This is a genomic window from Sandaracinus amylolyticus (genome assembly GCF_000737325.1).
Taxonomy (GTDB): Bacteria; Myxococcota_A; Polyangia; order Polyangiales; family Sandaracinaceae; genus Sandaracinus; species Sandaracinus amylolyticus.
Window position 1 is genome coordinate 5,749,115 of the sequence record NZ_CP011125.1, and the last position, 18,858, is coordinate 5,767,972.

An 18,858-nucleotide genomic window follows, 5' to 3' on the forward strand; every position below is an offset into this window, starting at 1 on the left:
TCGGTCCGCGAGCGATGGCGAGCTTTCCTCGGGTCGTGACCTGCTCCAGCGGGTCGGCCTCGTCGTTCGATGCGCTGCTATCCTCCGCCGCCGTGCGCCGACACGTCGTGGTCATCGTGGGGATCGCCCTCGCCTGCATCGGGCTCGCGTTCGGGCTCTCGCGGCTCGCGGGGCGCGGTCGTCCCGCCACCGCGCTCGCCGCCGCACCGCAAGGCGCGACCGCGGTCGTGCACGTCGACGTCCCTGCGCTGCGCGCTTCGCCGATCTGGCGCGCGCTCGCGGACGACGACGCCGGGCTCGAGCGCATCGTCGAGGCGTGCGGCTTCGATCCGCTCTCGCGCGTCCAGAGCGTCGCGGCGTTCGTGCTCGGCACCGAGGCGCAGCCCTTCGAGCACCTCGGGTTCGTCGCGCGCGGCGATCTCCCGCGCGAGCAGCTCGTGGAGTGCGTCCAGCGCGTCGTCGAGGCGGACGGCGGCGCGATCCGACGCGTGTCGATCGAGGGCGTTCCCGCGATCGCGAGCGCGCACGGCCCGAGCCGCGCCGCGTTCCTCGGCGGCGATGGGATCGTCGGCGGCGACGAGCTCGTCGTGCGCGAGCTGATCCGCGTCGATCAGGGCGACGCGCCCGGGGCCGACACCGATGCCGCGCTCTCGAGGCTCTGGAACCGCGTGTCGGGCCGGCGCGAGCTGATCGCGGCCGCGCACGTGCCGGCGAATTGGCGCGAGTGGCTGGGGCGCATCGGCGCGGACGTCGATCTCGACGCGCTGGAGTCGGTGCGCACCATCGCGATCGGAGCGCGCATCGAGCGCGGCCTCGGGCTCACGATCGCGGTCGAGGGTGCATCCCCCGCGGACGCCGGTGCGCTCGTCGACGAGGCGCGCGCGCGCGTCGACGCGCTCCGGGGCGACCCGCTGATCGGGCTGAGCGCGGTCGGCGCCGCGCTGCGTCGCATCGAGCTCGAAGCGCACGAGGGGATCGCGCTCGCGACCCTCGATCTCGACGAAGGTCAGCTCTCGTCGCTGGTGCAGCTCGTGCGCGATCTGCTCGATCGGCGTCGCATGGCCGCGCAGCGCGCGCACGAAGAGCGCGTGATCCGGGCTCCGAGCGCGGACGAGTCGCTGCGCGCGAGCGACGAGGGCGCGCCGACGAGCGACGCGCCCTGATCTCGGCTCAGAACGTGAGCCGCGCCGACAGCCCGCCGCTCGACTCGCTCGCGAAGGGCGTCACCGCGAGGCGCGGCGCGTCGGGCGCATCGCCCAGCGCGTACTCGTACGTGACCTCTTCCTCGGTGAGCACGGTGCCGAGGATGCAGAGCAGCAGCCCCGAGGTCTGCATGATGCCCCAGAGCAGGTGCACGCCGAAGTAGCCGTCGTACGACGTGCCCGCCCAGTACCCGGCGCCGACGAAAGGCCCGATCCACGGCACCCACTGCCAGCCGAAGTAGCGGCCCGCGTCGGGGTTCACGTCGTCGAGATCCATCTCGATCGCGCCGGGGATCGCGGTGATCCAGTTCGCGACCCAGCCGACGACCGTGAGGATGATGCCCGGCACGATCATCCCCCACCGCATGCGCGAATGACGCACCTCGCGCGGCTGCGGCTGCGGCGCGCCGTACGCAGTGACACCCGGCTGTGGCGCCGGCTGCACCGTCACGTACGCGCTCGACGGCTGGGGCTGCTGCACGATCACCTGGCCCTGCGCGGGCGGCGGCTGTGGGACGACGACGACGCACGGCTGCCCGGGCGGGCACTGATCCGCCGTGGCCTGGGCCTCGGCGCGCGACGCGAAAGAACAGAGCGCTGCAGCGGCGAGCACGAACGCGAAGGTGACCTGACGTTGCATGAGTCCTCCGGGAGAGGGCCACGCGCCGCGCGATCGAGCGAGCTCCGAGGGAGCACACCCACGCACGCGCAGCGCAGAGCGCGCGGGTTTCCCGTGCCCGCGAGCAGCGTCCCCCGAGCATGCCGCATGCCGCCCCACGCGGAAAAGAACTGTCGCGTCGATCGTGAACGCGCGTCGACGTGAAGCGAGGCCAATCCTTCACGCGTGCGCGCTGCGCACGCGTTCCGGTGGGCGATCAGGCGCGGCGATCGCGGAGCGCGCCGAGGAAGCGATCCGCTTCGTCGAGCGGCACGCGGCCGAGGCGAAGCACGCGGCCGCGATGCACCGCGACGTCGACGGTCACGCGCCCGCGACGGCCGGGCACCAGCACGTCGAGCGCGAGGTCGAGGCCCGCGCCGCCGAGCGCGAGCGCCGCGCCGGCGAGCATGAGCGTGAGCTCGCCGCTGCGCGCGCCGTCGAAGAGCACGAGCCCGCCGAAGAGCAGCCCGAACGAGAGCGCGATCGCGCCGACCAGCAGGTGCAGCGAGGGATATCGCACCTCGCGTCCTGCCTCGAGGATCGACTGCGGCGCCACGGTGCTGCGCGTCTCGCCGACCTTGCGACCGAGCACGAAGCGCTCTTCGCGCAGCTCGATCCCGCGCGCGCCGAGCGCGAGCTCGGCCTCGCGGCGGAACCCGAGCAGCGCTCCGATCGCGCGCACCGTCCACGACGCGAGCGCCCATCCGCTCACCCAGCGCAGCACCGCGAGCGCGCCCGAGCGCCGCGGCTGCACCACGCGCCCGCGGATGCGCGCGTCGCCGCTCGTCACCGGGCCGCCGTGCAGCGTCGTCGCGAGCGCGCGCGTCGCGCCGTCGATCCCCGACGTGGACGCGACGGCCGCGAGCCCCTCGCGCGCCGCGCTCGCGCTGGAGGCCGCGAGCGCCGTGAGCCGCGCTGCGTTGCGCGCGCGCATCGACGCGCTCGATCCCGAGGGCCCGCTCGCGTCGTCGACCACCGCCTGCGCGACCTCGGCCCACACGCGCGCGGCGAGCTCGCTCGCGAGCACCGCGTCGACGAAGGGCAGCACCGAGTACGACGTCGCGAGCTCGAGCCAGTCCGCGTGCCGCACGAAGCGCGCGACGAGGGAGCTCGCGTCCTCCGTCGACGCGCGCGCCAGGCGCTCGCCGAGCCCGTGCACCGCGAACGCGGTGACCGTCGCGCGCTCCACGTCCGACTCGGGGCCACGCTCGAGCACGCCGAGCAGGTTGCCCGCGCCGGTCTGCGCCTGGTCGCGCACCACGCCGTGCTCCGTCGCGCGCTTCTCGACGAATTCGCGCCCCGCGAACAGCACGCGTCCTTTGGCCTGGCGCGAGAGCACGTCGAGCGCGAGCGCGCCGAGCGCATCCCGCGCCGCGTGCGCGCGCACCTCGTCGGCGATGCGACGCACCGGATCCGCGGGCGCGGGCGGAGCGGGCATCGAGGGCGTGGGCGTGGCCTTCCTGGGCATGAGGGCGCGCGAGGATAGCAGCCGCTCGGCGGGGGGCTATCGGGATACCTGGCCGGGTGAGCAGCGCCCGCCGGCGCCTCCGCGGTCACGCGACGAGCTCGAGCGTCGCGACGCGCTGTCGCGCCTCGTCGGGGTGCGCGACGTCGCGCAGTGCGCTCGCCATGCCTCGGGCCGCGAGCCTCGCGACGTGCGCCACCCGCAGCAACGTCTCGCGGCTGCGCGTCGGGGCGACCAGCAGCACCAACACCGAGAGCGGCTCGGCGTCGGGCGCGTCGGTCGCGAGCGGCGGCGCGAGCAGCACGAGCGCGGCACGCGGCTGCGCGCCGGCGACCGCCGCGCAGAGCACGCCGACGCCCGCGCCGACGCCCGCTCCGACCTCTTCCTCGCGCGCGCGGAACGCCTCCGCGAGCACCGACGCGTCGGGCATGCGCGGCAGCGCCGCGAGGCGCGCGCTCGCGATCTGGTAAGCGTCCTCGAGCGCGTCGCAGTGAAGCGCGAGCACCACGCGCTCCGTGTCGAGCAGCGGAGAGAGCCGATGTGCGCCCGCGCCGTCCTCCAGCGCGGCGCGCTTCGGGAACCGCCGCGCGACGTAGCGCTGCACCTCCGCGAGCTCTTCCGCGCCGAGGCCGCGCGCTGCGATCTCGAGGAACAGCGGCGCCGCCTGCGGCTCGTGCTCGAGGTAGCGCTCGACGAACGGGCTCACGCGATGTCCCACCTCGAGCAACAAGCTCGCGGGCAGGCCGAGCTCGCTCGCGATCGCCTCGAGGCGCTCGGGCGTGGGCGCGGCATCGAGACCGTGCTCCACGCGGCTCAGGTACGCGCTCGACACGCCCAGGCGGCGCGCGAGATCGCGCAGGCTCACGCCCGACTCGAGCCGCAGTCGCCGCAGCGTCGTCCCCACGTGGCTCACGCTCTCACCTCCGCCGGCCCTTCGCGCACGGCGCCTTCGTCCTCGCCGACACCGCGAGCGCGCGCGCGTCGTGCACCACCAGCACGGGCGCGCCCACGCGCGCAGAGAGCTCGCGCTCGGCGCGCAGTCGCCAGTGCGGCGCGAGCCCGAGCACGACCAGATCGAACGCGCGTGACGCGGTGATCGCGAGCAGCGCATCGCGCGGTGAGCTCTGCGACGCGCGCTCGCGCGACCAGCCGTCGGGGAGCGCACGAGCCGCGGCATCCGCGCCGACCGCGAGACACGTGACGCGCGTGCCCGCGCGCGCGCCGAGCCGCCGCGCGACCTCGACCGCCACGCGGTCCTCCTTCGCGCCCGCGTCGGCGACGAGGATGCGCCCGAAGCCGCCGTCCGGGACGCCGCGCTCGGTGCCGACGAGCACCGCGACCGTCGCACGCGCGCGGCGCACCACCTGCGCGACCACGCCGTCGAGGCGCCCCTCGAAGAGCCAGGGCTCGTGGCCGCCCAGGACGATCGTCGACGCACGCTTGGCGTCCGCGATGCGCACGATGTCGTCGGCGGGCGCGCTCGAGACGAACGCGAGCGGGCGCGCATCGACCGCGAGGGCGCGCGCCGTCGCGAGGAACGCGCTGAGCACGGGCGGCTCGTCGCGCGTCTCGCGGCGCAGCTCGGACGACGCGCGATCGCTCGGCTCGGCGAGGTGGAGCCCGAAGACGCGCGCGCCGTCGGCGCGCTCACCGACGAGCGCGTGCGCGGCGGCGGCGAGCGCGGGGCCCGAGCGCGGATCGGACACGCACGCGAGCACGACCTCCGGCGCCCTCGCGCTCGGCGCCGCGGTGCGCGCCGGCGCGTCGACGAAGCGCTCCTCGATCGCCGCGCGGTCGGGGAACACCCGGCGCAGGAGCGGCGTCGTCGCGAGCGTCGTCACCAGCGCCGTGATGACGAGCATCGTGAACACCGTCGTCGAGATCACGCCGAGGTCGAGGCCGACGTTGAGCACGATGAGGCCCATGAGGCCGCGCGTGTTGAGGAGGATTCCGACCGCGCCCGCGTCGCGCCACGACCAGCCGCTGGCGCGCGCGACGAGCGCGCTGCCGCCGAGCTTCGAGACCGTGGCGAGGACGACGATGCCCGCGGTGACGAGCCAGTCGGCGCGCGAGTCGAGCAGCGCGAGCTCCGTGCGCAGGCCGCTGTGCGCGAAGAAGAGCGGAAGGAGGAGCCCGACCGTGATCGTCTCGAGCTTCTCGGCGAGCACCTCGGCGAGCGGGCCGTCCTTCGGGAGCACCGCGCCGAAGAGGAACGCGCCGAACAGCGCGTGCACGCCGAGCAGCTCGGAGACCGCGGCGACGAGCAGCAGCGGGAAGAGCACGGCGGTGACCGAGCCCGCGCCGATCGCGCCCGTGCGCTCGACGCGCCGGACCACGCGCACGAGCACCGGGCGCAGCACGAAGAGCATCACCGCGACGAGCACGATGGCCACGCCGGCCACGCGGAGCCCGTCGAGCCACGCGGGGGCACGTCCGGCAGCGAGCAGGAGCGTGACGAGACACCACGCGCCGATGTCGTCGACCGCAGCGCACGCGATCGCGATCGCGCCGACGCGAGTCGTGAGCAGGTGACGCTCCGAGAGGATGCGCGCGAGCACCGGGAAGGCGCTGACGCTCGCAGCGGCGGAGAGGAACAGCGCGAACGGCGCGAAGGGCGAGCCCGCGCCGTAGCGCGCGTGCAGCCAGGGCGCGCAGGCGATACCGAGCACCAGCGGGACGACGAGGCTCGCCGTGCCCACCGCGATCGAGGTGCGACCACGACCGTGCAGGAGCTTCGGATCGAGCTCGAGCCCGACGAGGAACATGAAGAGCACGAGCCCGAGCTGGCTGAGCAGGCGCAGGCCGGAGAGCGACGCGGGCGGGAAGAGCCACGCCGAGACCGGAGGCGCGATCCACCCGAGCAGCGACGGGCCGAGCAGGATGCCCGCGACGATCTCGGCGACGACCACCGGCTGACCGAGCCGGCGCGCGATCGGCGCGAGCGCGCGCGACGCCGCCAGGATCACGACGACCTGGAACAACACGCGCGCGAGCTCGAGGCTGGTGGGAGCGCCCATCCGCATGGAGAAGGTGCCGCCCCCCGCGCACGAACGGAAGCGCTACTCGGCCGCCGCCTCGCGCAGCGCCGGCCGCGCGGCGGCGGCGGCTTGCTGCGCGGCGACGTCGTGGGTGCGCAGGATGAGCAACGACGCGTCGGTCTCCTCCGCGAGCCGCTCGTGGCGCACACCGAAGATCGCGGGCTCGATTCCCCACGCCTTCGAGACGCCCACGACGACGAGATCGTGATCGGCGCGCCGCACCGCGGACACGACGGCGCCGACGGGATCGTCGCTGCGCGCCTGCTCGATCGAGACCTCGGCGCGCTGGCTGTCGCTCGCGGACGACGAGACCGCGGCGCGCAGCTCGGCGTCCGTGGCCGCGCCGTCGCCGCTCGGCGGGACGATGTGCAGCACGGTCACCGGCACACCGACCGTCGCGCCGATGCGCCCCGCGGCGCGCAGCGCCGGGAGGTCGCGCGCGACGTCGCGGCACGGCACGAGGATGCGCGTCCACGGGTCGAAGCGACGCTCGAGGTAGACCGCGACGTCGGCAGGCGCGTTCGTCATCACGTCGTAGACGGCGCCGCCGAGGATGCGCCGCGAGATCACCGGCTTGTGCCAGCCGAGCAGCACCATGTCGGCGCCCTTCACGCGCGCGAGGTCCGCGATGTCCCGCCCCGGCCGCTCCGACGCGAACACGAGCGGCCGCACCTCGATCGACTGCTCCTGCGCGGCGCGCAGCATCGGCTGCAGCGCGAACTCCTGCGCGGGCAGCTCGGGCGTGCCGTCGAGATCGGTCATCGCGTGCTCGTCGCCGCGGCGCAGGTGCAGCCCGTACACGCGAGGACGACGGCCGCTCGGCACGAGCGCGCGCGCGAGGCGCAGCAGGCCGGGGCCCGATGCCGGAAGGCTCACCGGCACGAGCACGGTGAACTCGTCGGGCTCGCTCTCGTCGCGCGCCGCCTCGCGCATCTGTCGCAGCGGGTAGAGCCACTGCAGGAACGGCGTCGTCATGAACGTCGTGGCGAGCGCCATCATCACCATCATCGCGAACAGCGCGGGCGAGATGACGCCGAGGTCGAGGCCGATCGTCAGGATGACGAGCTCCATCAGACCGCGCGTGTTCATCAGGATCCCGAGCGCGCTCGACTCGCGCCACGAGAGCCCGGTCATGCGCGCCGCGAGGGTCGATCCCCCGAACTTGCCGCCGACCGCGACGAGCATGATCAGGCCGAAGAAGATCCACATCTCGGCGCCGCTCACGAGGCCGATCTGGGTGCGGAGGCCCGCGTTCGCGAAGAAGATCGGGAGCAGGAAGACGACGGTCACGTGCTCGAGCTTCTCGGCGAGCTCGTGCACGAGGCCTTTGTCCTTCGGCATCACCGCGCCGATGCAGAACGCGCCGAAGAGCGCGTGGATGCCGAGGTACTCGGTGGTCCACGCCGACGCGAGCGCGATGAGCAGGACGACCGCGAGCAGGTCCTGCGTGACTCGCCCGGTGTTGTGGTAGCGCTTCTCGATCAGCCCGAGCGCGGGGCGCACGAGGAAGAGCATCGCCAGCATGTACGCGACGGTGCCGGCGAGGGTGATCCAGAGCGGCGTGTGCAGCGACTCGGCGCGCACGATCGCGATGACGACCGCGAGGATCGCCCACGCGGTCACGTCATCCACCGCGGCGCACGCGATCGTCACCGCGCCGACCTTGGTGCGGACGAGGTTGCGCTCCTGGAGGATGCGCGCGAGCACCGGGAACGCGGTCACGCTCATCGCCGCGCCCATGAAGAGCGCGAAGCCGTCGAACGACACCGACGCGTCCGAGAGCTGCGGATAGAGGTGCAACGCGAGCAGCGCGCCGAGGAAGAACGGCGCGATGATGCTGACGTGGCTCGTGACGAGCGCGGCGTGGCCGCGGCCGCGCATGAGCTTCGGATCGAATTCGAGCCCGACGAGGAACATGAACAGCACGAGCCCGACCTGGCTCAGCGTGTTCAGGTGCACGAGGCTCTCGCGCGGGAAGACGAACGCGGACACGTCGGGCGCGAGCCATCCGAGGAGCGAGGGGCCGAGCAGGATGCCCGCGAACATCTCGCCGACGACCTGCGGCTGCTGGATGCGTCGGAACGCGAGCGAGACGATCCGCGAGACCACGAGGATCACGCCGATCTGGAGGATCAAGGTCAGGAGGAAGTGCATCGATGCCTCCGGATCACTCGGTGGGCGGCGTGGTCTCGAAGGTCACGTCGCGGCACGGCTCGCAGGACGCGGCGCGGAGCGCGCCGCGGATCCCCTCGCCGTCGATCCGCGCGTCGATGGCGAGCTCGCGGCCCGCGCAGGGACCCGACGAAGGCAGCCACGACACCTGCAGCCGCGAGCCCACGATCCGGCCGTCGGCGACGGTCGTGCCCGCACGCAGGTGGAGGAAGCGGCCCGACTGCTGGACCGCGATCGCATCCTCGCTGCCGATGCCGAGGCACGCGCGCGCTTCGTGATCGGGGAGCGGCCACGTGCCCGCGACGACCGGCGGTGCCTCGAGCGACGCACCGGCGCGCATCACGACGAAGAGGCCTGCGAACGGCAGACCGACCAGCACCAGGTACGCGGCGGCGGAGCGCCACGCCGCGGCGCGCGTGGGTGGTGTCGAAGCTCCCTTCGACGAAGTCGTGTGCTCGGGCGGGCGCTGAGGTTCGCTCATGTCCGTAGCCTCGCAAGATTGATAAGGTCTCGCTTATCAGCGTGCAGACGGGGGGTCAAGGAAGGAAATCCCCCTGCGGCCGTGGCGCGCGTCGCGTCGGCGTGGCGAGCTCCCGCAGCGCGGCGATCACGTCGTCACGATCGTGCTGGTGCAGTGCTGACGAGCGCGAGCGCAGCGAGCGCGATGCCGAGCGGGAGCGGGACGCTCGATGCGACATCCGCCGCGGCGAGCGCGAGCGCGAAGCGCGCCGGCCACGCGAGCTCCGCGCGCAGGACGTCGCCCGCGCGACCGCGCGACGCTGCGAGACCGGCGAGCAGCGCGACGAGGAGCGGGTCGACGAACCATCGGCCGCGACGAGGAGCGCGCTCGCGAGCGCCGCGACGCCTCCCACGACGCGAGCCACGCCGCGGCGCCGAGCGTGAGCGGGAGCGCGACGTCGGCCGACGCGCGCTGCGCACCGACCGCGAGCACGACCGCGGCGAGCGCGCCCGCTCTGCGCGACCACGGTCCCACGTCCCCTCCCGCGGAAGCGCCAAGTGAACGCTTATCGCAAAGCTAGAGACGGCGTCAACGTCAGGTCTTCTCGCCGCGGATGCGCGCGCGCAGGGCCTCGAGCTCGCGCTCGATCTGCTCGTCTCGCGACGGCGCCTTCGGCGACGTGCTCGCTGCCTCGCGGCGCTCCGGGCCGATCGCCTCGAGCCCTTCGGGGAGCCCGGCGATCGCACGGCGCGACGCAGGATCGCGCACGATGCGCTGCACGCTCGCGGCGACGCGCTCGGCGGCTCGGTCGATCTCCAGCGCGGCGAGCGCGGCGCGCGCGCGATCGATCGAGGCGCGCGAGCACGCGTCGTCGATCGCCACCGCGAGCGTCGCATCGTTCACGACCGTCGTCGCGAGCCCCTCGCTCGCGAGGGCGCGCGCGGTGAAGAGATCCGCAGGGCGCGGCGGCGCGAGGATCGGCGCGGCGCCGTGCGCGAAGGCGCGCGCGAGCTCGGGGCCGTCGAGCCGCGCGAGGACGCGATCGGCGGCAGTCCACGCGAGGGGCGCGGTCTCGCCATCGGCGAACATGTGCGCAGGGAACGAGACGCGACGGCGCAGCGCGCGCGCAGCCTCGACGTCCTCGCCGACGTCGAACGCGACGCGCACACCTTCGCGGACGAGCGCGAGCTGCAGGAGCAGCGCGGTGAGATCGTCCCCGATCACCTGCGTCGGCACGATGACGAGCGGCGCGTCCGCATCGATCCCGAGCGCGGTGCGCGCCGCGTCACGATCGCGCTCGCCACGCGGCGCGATCCACGACGCGACCTCGACCCGCGCGCGCGGAGCGCCGAGCGCGATCACCGGATCGACGAGCGACGCGTGCGCGACCAGCACGTGATGCGCGCTCGCGATCGCGTCCTCCCAGCGCGGATCGAGCCAGCCGATCCATGCGAGGCGCAGCGGGACGTTCGCCTCGTGCGCGCGCGCCAGCGACTCGGGGTCGAGCGCGATCGCGGCGCTCGCTCCGTCGACGTCGCGGCGCGGCTCGAGCGCGGGCAGCGCGATCGGCGCGGCGCTCGGCTGCGGCGTGTCCGCCTCGGAGAGCGCATCCGCGAGCGCGTCCGCGATCGCACGCAGGAACGGTCCACGCCCCGACTCGAGCACGGCGATCATCGTGGGCTCTCCTCGTCGTCGTCGTCTTCTTCGTCTTCGTCGCGCTCGGGAGGCACCGGCGCGTCCGGCGACGTCGGCAGCGTCGGGCCCGCGTCCTCCGCGATCGGCGCGGCGTCCGAGGGCGTCGCCGCCGCGACCGGGATCACCGGCGCGATCTCCTGCGCGATGTCGGGCACGGACGCGATCGGCGCGGGAGGCTCGCCGATCGGCGCCTCGGTGCGCTGCACGACCTCGGCGACGCGCTCCACGCCCGCGCCCTCGAGGTAGAGCGGCGACTGCTTGTACCAACGCAGCCCGCGCACGACGAAGATCTTCACGACCGCCGCGGCGGGCACCGCGAGCAGCACGCCGAGGAAGCCGAAGAGCTCGCCGCCGACCATCAACGCGACGAGCACCCACACCGCGGGCAGCCCGACCTTGTCGCCGACGACGCGCGGCACGATCACGAAGCCCTCGAGGCCCTGGCACACGAGGTACGCGACCACGACGAGCGCGGGCTTCGTCCAGTCGGTCCAGTCGACGAGGCACATCAGGAGCGCCATGCCGAGCGCCGAGCCGCCGCCGACGTACGGGATGAACGCGAGCAGGCCCGCGACGAGCCCGATCGGCACCGCGAGCCGCACCCCGACGAGCGAGTACGCGCCCGCGTAGAGCACGCCCATCGCGAGCATCACGAGGAGCTGACCGCGCACGAACTGCCCGAGCACCGCGTCGATCTCGCTCGCGACCTCGACGACCCACGGACGGATGCGCGGCGGCACGAGCTCGCGCGCGCCGACCGTCATGCGATCGAAGTCGTAGAGCAGATAGAACGCGAGCACGGGCACGATGAGCGCGCTCGCGAGCGCGCCGAGCGCCGATGCCGTGCCCCCGAGCACGAAGCGGAGCGCGGCCTGCGCGGGCGCGGCGGCGTGGCTCGCGAGCTCGCTCGGATCGAGCTCGAACTGCGTGAGCGCCTCGTCGACGTCGTGCGGCACCGGGATGCCGCGCGCCGTGAGCCAGGGCTCGATGCGCGCGAGCAGCTCCTGCATCTCGCCCGGGAGCTCCGTCACGAAGTGGATGACCTCGCGCACCATTCCGGGCAGCACGAGCAGCGTGAACACGACCATCACCGCGGCGACGATCGCGAGCACCAGCGTGATCGCGGCGCCGCGCGGCACGCCGCGCGACTCGAAGCGATCGACGAGCGGATCGAGCAGGTACGCGATGCCGAACGAGAGCGCGATCGGCGTGAGCACGCCGCGCAGCAGGTACACCGTGCCGCCGACCGCGAGCAGACCGAGCAGCACCACGAGCCACCGCGGGAACATCGCGGTCCTCGCCGCGCGCCCGCTCCCGTCCGTCCCCGCCATCGCGTCTGCTTCTACCAAATCCGCGCTCGCAAGGCGCGTGCGGGCTCGTTTACGCTCTCCACCAACACCGGAACGTTGCAGCGGAGACTGCAACGCAGAGAGGCTCGATGCTGCGTCTCGATTTCTACGTCCAGCACCTCGTCCGTCACAACGCGCGCGAGGTGATGCTCGCGTCGGGCGAGCCTGTGCGCTTCCGGTTCGCGGAGGGCGAGCGCGCGTCGAACACCGCGATCGAGCACGCGCAGGTCGTGCAGCTGGTGCAGGAAGCGGCGCCGCCCGCATCGATCGACGAGCTGCGACGCACGCGGAGGACGTCGTTCCAGCACGCCGCGACCGGTGGGATCCTCGTGCGCGTCGAGGTCGACGCCGCGCAGGCGGCGGAGTGGCGCGTCGTGGTGCGCCCCGAGGACGACGGGGGCGCGATCGAGCTCGACGGAGTGGGTGTGCGACCGCCGCCGCGAGGAGGCGTGGAGCGCATCACGGCGGAGCGCCCGGTCGTGGAGAAGGCGGCCGTCGTGGAGAAGGCGACGATGGCGCAGTCGCCCGCCGCGCGGATGGGCGCGCCGCGTCCGGCGCCCGTCGCGAGCGAGCCCAAGAGCGATCCGAAGAGCGGCGAGATCCGCATCGAGCCGGGGCACTCGAGGAACGCGATGAACGCGTCGGGCAAGCGCGTCGACGCGGTGCTCGGCGAGCCGAAGATCAATCACTTGCTGCGCATGATGGTCGCGTGCGGCGCGAGCGATCTGCACCTCTCGAGCGAGGTGGTGCCGATGGTGCGACGCCACGGCGAGATGACGCCGCTCTTCGATCGCGCGCCGATCGAGGACCGCGAGATGCGCGAGCTCCTGCTCGAGATCGCACCGGCGCGGAACAAGGAGGAGTTCGGCGCGAAGAACGACACCGACTTCGCGCACACGATCGAAGAGGTCGCGCGCTTCCGCGCGAACTACTTCATGGATCGCAAGGGGATGGGCGCGGTGTTCCGCCAGATCCCGTTCGACATCCTGCCGCCCGAGAAGCTCGGCCTGCCGCCGAAGGTGCTCGAGCTCTGTCATCTGTCGAAGGGCCTCGTGCTCGTCACCGGGCCGACCGGGAGCGGCAAGTCGACGACGCTCGCGACGCTGATCGACGTGATCAACAGCACGCGCAGCGATCACATCATCACGATCGAGGATCCGATCGAGTTCGTGCACCCGAACAAGATGTGCCTCGTGAACCAGCGCGAGGTCGGCGTGCACACGGGGAGCTTCAAGAACGCGCTGCGCGCGGCGCTGCGCGAGGATCCCGACATCGTGCTGGTGGGCGAGCTGCGCGACCTCGAGACGATCTCGATCGCGATCGAGACGGCCGAGACGGGGCACCTCGTGTTCGGCACGCTGCACACGACGAGCGCGCCGAGCACGGTGGACCGCATCATCGATCAGTTCCCCGCGGACCGTCAGGCGCAGATCCGCACGATGCTCAGCGAGTCGCTGCGCGGCGTGATCGCGCAGATGCTGTGCAAGAAGAAGGGCGGCGGGCGCGTCGCGGCGTACGAGGTGATGATCGCGAACCCCGCGGTGTCGAACCTCATCCGCGAGGGCAAGACGTTCCAGCTGAAGAGCGTCATGCAGACGGGGCGCAACCTCGGCATGCAGACGATGAACGATCACCTGATCGAGCTCGTGAAGGCCGAAAAGGTCGAGCCGCTCGAGGCCTACATGAAGAGCAACGACAAGCAGGTCATCAAGGACATGCTCCTCAAGGCCGGCTTCAAGCTCGACCTCGGCGGCGTCCAGGAGCATTGAGTTTCGGGAGGGGTCTTGGAAGACCCCTCCCTGAACGCTGCGCGCGGGGCCCCAGCCCCGCTTGCTCTCGTTCGCAACGCGGCGACTCGTGACGGAGCCGGCGGCGTCGGCGCGTCGGCGGCGACGCGCACGCCGTCGGCGCCTGCCGTCAGGGCACCTCGAACGTGACGCCGAGCGTGCCGCCGTAGGGCGCGGGCGCGCTCGCGACGTGCACGCCGACGCCGATCGCGACGCCGGCGATTAGCGCGGCGCCGCCGCCGAGGATCGCCCAGAAGACGGGATCCTCGAGCAAGCTCGTGTCGTCGTCGCGCGTCGGGGGCTCGACGTGCATCGTGGTCGCGAGCGGCGTGGTCGGTGCGGGGGGCTCGACGGGCGCGAGCTCGATCACGCGCTCCACGTCGGCGCCCGGTCGCACCGCGATCTCGTGACGCTGATCGACGTACCCCGGCGCGCTCACGACGACGACGTGATCACCGGGATCCGCGATCGTCGTGCGCTCGGAGCCACCCGCGAGCGGAGCGCCATCGAGCGCGACGCTCGCGTCGTCGGGCTCGACGCGCAGCGTGATGCGCGCGAGGCGCGCCTCGGCGTCGACACGCAGGCGCATCGCCTCGCGCCGATCGACCTCGTCGGCGACGGGATCGCTCGTCGCGAGGTACTCGTCGATCGCGCCGATCGCCGCGCGCAGACGCCCGAGGCGATCGAGCGCGATCGCGATGTTGAAGAGCGTGCTCGGCCGCTCGACGAGCGCGCGAGAGCGGCGGAACGCGTCGAGCGCCTCCGCCCAGCGCTCCTCTCGGCTCGCGCGGACACCCTGCTCGAACAGCGTGCGCGCCTCGAGGGCGCGCAGCTCGTCCGTCGACGGCGCGGTCTCGACCGTCTGCGCGCGCGCCGACGACGCCACGGCGAGCACGAGCGCGACGGTGAGCGCGCGGATCACCACTCGGTCCTCACCGAAGGCCGCTCGGTCTCCTCCTGCGACGGCGCTGCGGGCTCGCTCGGCGTCGGATCGCTGGGCGTAGGACGGCCGCGTGCGCCGCGGGGCGGCCGCGGGGTGCTCGCGCTCTGCGGCGTCGTCGCGATCGTCGGCGTCGTCACGGCGGGCGTGACCACGGTGGGCGTGGTGACGACCGACGCGTCGCTCACGATCGCGGCGCTCGCCGCGTCGATCGCCTCGTGATCACGCGCGGACGCCGTCGCGGTGCTCGGCGCCGTCGGCTCGGTGCGCGCGGTGCGCGACGACGATGCGCCGAGCGCGTACGCGACCACCGCGAGCGCCACCACGGCCACCACGATCGCGGCGTTGAAGTAGAAGCGACGGCGCGGCGGGAGCTGCACGCTCGGCGCGGGCGTGACCGACTCGTCGTCGCGTCGCGCCGCGGGCTGCGACTCGATCGTGGGCGCGCTCTCGATCGCGGATCGATCGCCGGTGCGCTCCGACGACGCGACCTGCACCTCGATCGGCGCGAGATCGCCCGTGCGCGCCGGCGGCGGCGCGCTGGGCTCGTCGGGGACCTCGTCGGGGATCGCGATGCCGAGCTGCGTCGCGGCGTCGCGCAGCGCGTCGCGCATGACGCGCGCATCGAGGAAGCGCGCCGCGGCGTCGTTCTGCATCGCGTGCTCGATGACGCGCACGAGCGGACGCGGCACGTCCGGCGCGACGCGCGAGAGCGAGGGCGGCGTGCTCGTCATGATCTTCACGAGCACGCCGGTCGCGGTCTCCGCGTCGTACGGCAGCTTCCCGCTGAGGCACTCGAAGAGCAGCACGCCGAACGACCACACGTCGCTCGCGGGACCGATCTCGCCGGAGCCCGACGCCTGCTCCGGGGACATGTAGTGCGGCGTGCCGACGATCGCGCCGGTGCGCGTGCCCGGGGTGCCGCTCGTGTCCTCGAGGATCTTCGCGATCCCGAAGTCGAGGAGCTTCGGCACCGAACGATCCCCGCGACCACGCGCCACGAACACGTTGTCGGGCTTCAGATCGCGGTGCACGAGACCTTTCGCGTGCACGTCGACGAGCGCATCGGCGACCGGCAGCACGATCGGCAGGAGCTCCTCGGGCGTCATCCGCTTGCGCCGCCGCAGCAGCGCGCCGAGCGACTCGCCCTCGAGCAGCTCGAGCACCATGTAGACGGCGCCGTCGTCCTCCTGGCCCATGTCGAGCACGTCGACGACGTGCGGATGACGCAGCGCGGCCGCGGCGCGCGCCTCGCGCAGGAAGCGGCGCACGATGTTCGGGTCCTCTGCGAGCGCGGGCCGGAGCAGCTTCACCGCGACCTGGCGCCCCGTCCACGCGTGCACGCCGGCGTAGACGGTGCCCATCCCGCCGCGACCGAGGATCGCGGACAGGTCGTACTTGCCCGCGAGGCGCGTCCCGAGGCGCTCGCGCTCGGTCAGGATCGGCATCGCGTCCGCCGCGCCAGCCACGTCGCGAGGGCGACGAAGACGAGCGCCGACGCGACCGGCGTCGGGCCCTTCCCTCGACCCGGCATCGCGCACGCGCATCCACCGTCGCTGCCCGCCTCGACCGTGCCGCCGGCGCCTGCATCGACGGCCGCGCCCGCGTCGCTCTCCGGCGCGCCCGCGTCCTCGTCGGTGCCTGCGTCGACGCCGCACCCGGCGATCGCGACGTGCTCGCAGCGCGACGCGGCGCACGCATCGGCGGTGCACACATCCCCGTCGTCGCAGGCCGCATCGCTCGCGCAGCAGCCCTCGATCGGCGTGTGCGTGCACCCGCCGTCGTCGGCGCACGCGTCCGCAGTGCACGCGTCCTCGTCGTCGCACTCGTCGGTCGGCGCGACCGGCGCGCACACGCCCGACGCGCACGCGTCGGCGCCGTTGCAGCTCGCTCCGTCGTCGCACGAGGTGCCGTCGTCGGCGTGCAGATCCAGCGGGCACGTCGTGGACGTTCCGCTGCATCGCTCCTCGACGTCGCACACGCCGACCGCCGCACGGCACACCGTCCCCGCGCTCGCGCGCGCGTCGCTCGGGCACACGCTCGACGTCCCGTCGCACGTCTCGGCGGCGTCGCACCCGCCGACCGCCGCGCGGCACGTACGCCCGCTCGCGACCGCCGCGCACACGCCGTCGGTCGCCGCGCCGGCCGCGACGCTGCACGCCTGACAATCGCTCGGACCGCCGCCGCAGAGGTTGTTGCAGCACACGCCGTCGACGCAGAACGTGCTCGTGCACTGCGATCCCGCGGTGCACGCCTCGCCATCGGCGCGCGGCTCGACGAGCTCGTACACGTACACCGCGCCCTGATCGACGGCCGTCGCGCTCGCGTCCTCCTCGGGCGCGCCGATCGCGAGCGTCGTTCCGTCGAGCGCGACGGACTGCCCGAAGCTCTCGGTGCGGACCACGCCGGTCAGGTCCGCGATCGCCGACCACGTCGTGCCCGCGCGCGTGTACGCATAGACGAAGCCCGGCGAGCGACCGAGCGACGGTCGCGTGAGCCCCGGCGCGCCGACGACCGCGATCGTTCCTTCGAGCGCGACCGACGTGCCGAGCTCCGCGTACGTCGTCCAGTCGGTCGCGGGCACCGGCAGCAGGCGCGCCTCGGCCCTCCACGCACCGCCGCTCAGCGCGAACACGTAGGCGACACCGCGGCTCGCGATCGTGCCCTCGTCGTCGTCCGCGCCCGGCGCGCCGACGATGACACGATCGCCGTCGATCGCGACCGACTGCCCGACGTGCTCCCACGTGCGCTCGGGATCGCTGGCGAGGCGCGCTTCCTGGACCCACGTCGCCGGTCCGCTGCGCACGAAGACGAACGCCGCGCCGACGTTCTCGCGGAGATAACCTTCGTCGTCGCGCGTGAACCCGTCGTCGTAGGGCGCGCCCACGACGATGCGCGTTCCATCGGTCGCGACCGACGTGCCGAACGAGTCGTTGCTCGACGCCGTGTCCCACTGGAGCGTCGCCTCCGGGGCCCACGTCGTGCCGGTGCGCACGTACGTGTACGCGCCGCCGCCGCCGGTGAAGAAGCTCTGGTCGTTGTACGCACCGACGACCAGCAGATCGCCGACGATCGCGACCGAGGAGCCGAAGCGCTCGCCGTAGGTCGTGGGCGCCGGGTTCACGATGCGCTGCTCGTGCGCCCACGTGCCCGCGCCGTTGCGGCGGAACACGTCGACCGCGCCGGCGTACTCGTACATCGGATGATCGTCGTTGGGCGACGCGATCACGATCGTGTCGCCCGAGATCGCGACGGCGCGCCCCGCCTCGTCTTCCGCGCTGAGCAGGGGCGGCGTGAGGATCGTGCGCTGCAGCCACGCGCCCGCCGCGTCGCGCTCGAACACGTACGCCGCGCCACGGCCCATGCGGTACGGCGCGCCGACGACCATCACGTCGCCGTCGATCGCCACGCTGCGGCCGAGCTCGTCCTCGGGCATCGCATCGCTCGCGGTGAGCACGCCGCGCGGCGCGGCGATCACCGGATCGATCACGATCGGCAGCGTCGCGCCCGCATCGTCGATCAGGAGGCGCACGCCGCGATCCTCGCGCTCCATCCGCGCGACGAGCTCGACGCCGCGCGCGTCCCAGGCGCGCAGCCCTTCGTACACGAGCGACTCGCGGCCCGCGCCGTCGCGCACGCGCGCGCCACGATCGTGCACGTCGAGCGCGCTCGCTCCGTCGAGCGCGACGATCACCTCCAGCGCGCCCTCGCCCTCCGGCACCTCGTGCACCGCGATCGCGTGCTCGATGCCCGGCGCGCCGTGCACGAAGAGCTCGTCGGCAGCGCCCCGCCGCGCGTGGATGCGCGCCCCCTCGACCGCGACCAGCGCGACGGGATCGAGCGCGACGCGCGCAGCGCCGCGCGCGATCTCCACGACCCCGACCGACACCGCGACATCACCCCAGCGCACCGCGAGGCGATCGCCCGACCAGGTCGCGTGCGCGCCCTCGCGGTCGAAGCGCCACGACGAGCCGATCGTGCGCGCGGCGAAGCGTGGCTCGGGCGACACGAACGCGGCCGCGAGGTGCGCCTCGATGACGTCGAGCGCGTCGAGGCTTCGCATCGCCGCGCCATCTCCGGTGCTGCACGCGC

Annotated in this window: 13 protein-coding genes; 2 read left to right on the forward strand and 11 right to left on the reverse strand. The window is 73.6% G+C overall.

What is annotated here, in order from left to right; genetic code table 11:
* Positions 1 to 92 precede the first annotated feature (92 nt).
* Positions 93 to 1,163, forward strand: coding sequence for a hypothetical protein (locus tag DB32_RS24275; RefSeq protein ID WP_053235022.1), 1,071 nt, complete (start codon positions 93 to 95; stop codon positions 1,161 to 1,163).
* 7 nt (positions 1,164 to 1,170) lie between these two features.
* Here the strand turns inward: DB32_RS24275 and DB32_RS24280 are convergent, their stop codons facing one another.
* The 8 genes from DB32_RS24280 to DB32_RS24320 all read right to left on the reverse strand — a co-directional run bounded on the left by DB32_RS24280 (position 1,171) and on the right by DB32_RS24320 (position 12,021).
* Positions 1,171 to 1,842 carry a hypothetical protein gene (locus DB32_RS24280; RefSeq protein ID WP_053235023.1) on the reverse strand — a complete coding sequence of 224 codons (672 nt, stop codon included), beginning with the start codon at positions 1,840 to 1,842 and terminating at the stop codon, positions 1,171 to 1,173.
* A gap of 235 nt (positions 1,843 to 2,077) precedes the next feature.
* On the reverse strand, positions 2,078 to 3,328 hold the full coding sequence (locus DB32_RS24285) for a hypothetical protein (RefSeq protein WP_157069348.1): 1,251 nt from the start codon (positions 3,326 to 3,328) through the stop codon (positions 2,078 to 2,080).
* A gap of 85 nt (positions 3,329 to 3,413) precedes the next feature.
* Entirely contained in the window at positions 3,414 to 4,238 is an 825-nt protein-coding gene (locus DB32_RS24290; protein WP_075097609.1) for a helix-turn-helix domain-containing protein, read from the reverse strand.
* 4 nt (positions 4,239 to 4,242) lie between these two features.
* Positions 4,243 to 6,342 carry a cation:proton antiporter domain-containing protein gene (locus DB32_RS24295; RefSeq protein ID WP_053235026.1) on the reverse strand — a complete coding sequence of 700 codons (2,100 nt, stop codon included), beginning with the start codon at positions 6,340 to 6,342 and terminating at the stop codon, positions 4,243 to 4,245.
* A 42-nt stretch (positions 6,343 to 6,384) separates the two neighbouring features.
* A complete protein-coding gene (locus DB32_RS24300) occupies positions 6,385 to 8,517 on the reverse strand; it encodes a cation:proton antiporter domain-containing protein (RefSeq protein ID WP_053235027.1) in 2,133 nt (710 codons plus the stop codon).
* A 13-nt stretch (positions 8,518 to 8,530) separates the two neighbouring features.
* Complete coding sequence (locus DB32_RS24305; protein WP_157069349.1) at positions 8,531 to 9,016, reverse strand: hypothetical protein; 486 nt, start codon at positions 9,014 to 9,016, stop codon at positions 8,531 to 8,533.
* 573 nt (positions 9,017 to 9,589) lie between these two features.
* Positions 9,590 to 10,669, reverse strand: a complete 1,080-nt coding sequence (locus DB32_RS24315) for a hypothetical protein (RefSeq protein WP_053235030.1) — start codon at positions 10,667 to 10,669, stop codon at positions 9,590 to 9,592.
* A complete protein-coding gene (locus tag DB32_RS24320; protein ID WP_053235031.1) occupies positions 10,666 to 12,021 on the reverse strand; it encodes an AI-2E family transporter in 1,356 nt (451 codons plus the stop codon). The genes DB32_RS24315 and DB32_RS24320 overlap by 4 nt, the downstream gene beginning before the upstream one ends.
* 107 nt (positions 12,022 to 12,128) lie before the next feature.
* On the opposite strand from DB32_RS24320, the gene DB32_RS24325 reads away from it, so the two are divergent.
* On the forward strand, positions 12,129 to 13,808 hold the full coding sequence (locus DB32_RS24325; protein ID WP_083457701.1) for a PilT/PilU family type 4a pilus ATPase: 1,680 nt from the start codon (positions 12,129 to 12,131) through the stop codon (positions 13,806 to 13,808).
* A gap of 148 nt (positions 13,809 to 13,956) precedes the next feature.
* On the opposite strand, the gene DB32_RS24330 is transcribed toward DB32_RS24325, so the two are convergent.
* From DB32_RS24330 to DB32_RS24340, 3 genes are read right to left on the reverse strand one after another with little or no spacing between them, the layout of a single operon-like run.
* Positions 13,957 to 14,748 (reverse strand): PEGA domain-containing protein, encoded by a 792-nt coding sequence (locus DB32_RS24330; RefSeq protein WP_157069350.1) that lies wholly within the window; start codon positions 14,746 to 14,748, stop codon positions 13,957 to 13,959.
* Positions 14,745 to 16,214, reverse strand: coding sequence for a serine/threonine-protein kinase (locus DB32_RS24335; RefSeq protein WP_169791537.1), 1,470 nt, complete (start codon positions 16,212 to 16,214; stop codon positions 14,745 to 14,747). Before DB32_RS24335 ends, DB32_RS24330 begins: the two co-directional genes overlap by 4 nt.
* Positions 16,202 to 18,829 carry a hypothetical protein gene (locus tag DB32_RS24340; protein ID WP_157069351.1) on the reverse strand — a complete coding sequence of 876 codons (2,628 nt, stop codon included), beginning with the start codon at positions 18,827 to 18,829 and terminating at the stop codon, positions 16,202 to 16,204. Before DB32_RS24340 ends, DB32_RS24335 begins: the two co-directional genes overlap by 13 nt.
* Positions 18,830 to 18,858: the final 29 nt, after the last annotated feature.

What these genes read in the sequence shown, in the direction of transcription:
- DB32_RS24280 (WP_053235023.1), bottom strand. Translation starts at nt 1,842, where the DNA reads ATGCAACGTCAGGTCACCTTCGCGTTCGTGCTCGCCGCTGCAGCGCTC.
- DB32_RS24285 (WP_157069348.1), bottom strand. Translation starts at nt 3,328, where the DNA reads ATGCCCAGGAAGGCCACGCCCACGCCCTCGATGCCCGCTCCGCCCGCG.
- DB32_RS24295 (WP_053235026.1), bottom strand. Translation starts at nt 6,342, where the DNA reads ATGGGCGCTCCCACCAGCCTCGAGCTCGCGCGCGTGTTGTTCCAGGTC.
- DB32_RS24300 (WP_053235027.1), bottom strand. Translation starts at nt 8,517, where the DNA reads ATGCACTTCCTCCTGACCTTGATCCTCCAGATCGGCGTGATCCTCGTG.
- DB32_RS24305 (WP_157069349.1), bottom strand. Translation starts at nt 9,016, where the DNA reads ATGAGCGAACCTCAGCGCCCGCCCGAGCACACGACTTCGTCGAAGGGA.
- DB32_RS24315 (WP_053235030.1), bottom strand. Translation starts at nt 10,669, where the DNA reads ATGATCGCCGTGCTCGAGTCGGGGCGTGGACCGTTCCTGCGTGCGATC.
- DB32_RS24320 (WP_053235031.1), bottom strand. Translation starts at nt 12,021, where the DNA reads ATGGCGGGGACGGACGGGAGCGGGCGCGCGGCGAGGACCGCGATGTTC.
- DB32_RS24325 (WP_083457701.1), top strand. Translation starts at nt 12,129, where the DNA reads ATGCTGCGTCTCGATTTCTACGTCCAGCACCTCGTCCGTCACAACGCG.
- DB32_RS24335 (WP_169791537.1), bottom strand. Translation starts at nt 16,214, where the DNA reads ATGCCGATCCTGACCGAGCGCGAGCGCCTCGGGACGCGCCTCGCGGGC.
- DB32_RS24340 (WP_157069351.1), bottom strand. Translation starts at nt 18,829, where the DNA reads ATGCGAAGCCTCGACGCGCTCGACGTCATCGAGGCGCACCTCGCGGCC.